Source organism: Streptomyces sp. URMC 124, assembly GCF_051386455.1.
In the GTDB taxonomy this organism is placed as follows: Bacteria; Actinomycetota; Actinomycetes; order Streptomycetales; family Streptomycetaceae; genus Streptomyces.
This window is the reverse complement of record NZ_JBPQTS010000376.1, coordinates 1-382: the sequence shown is the minus strand read 5'-3', so window position 1 is coordinate 382 and position 382 is coordinate 1. Positions and strand designations below refer to the sequence as shown.

Here is a 382-nt window from a genome sequence, read left to right as displayed (position 1 = left end):
CCGCCAATTCGCATTAGGCGTTGAGGATTGGACGGACATCGCTCCGGTCCGCGATGAAGCGGAGCCCAATCCGCTGGCGAACATGAGCTTTGATGAGTATATGGATGAGGTTCGGAGACGTTTGAAGGAAGTGCTTCCACAATATGAGAGCCGGGATGCGCAGGACATCATGTTCCAGGAAGTGATGCAGGCGCTTGATGAGGACAAGCATCTGTTGATCGAAGCCGGCACCGGTACTGGAAAATCGCTCGGATATTTGCTCCCGTCCATTTACCAAAGCGTCAAGCAGGAGCAGAAGGTGATGGTCAGCACGCATACGATCAACCTGCAGGAACAGCTTCGAGACCGCGACATTCCTCTGCTTACCCAGGTAGTGCCGTTC

General features: G+C 54.2%; 1 protein-coding gene. It reads left to right on the top strand.

What is annotated here, in order from left to right; genetic code table 11:
• Positions 1–382: DEAD/DEAH box helicase (locus ACSNOG_RS33010; protein ID WP_436756363.1), on the top strand; the 382-nt coding region annotated here is incomplete at both ends.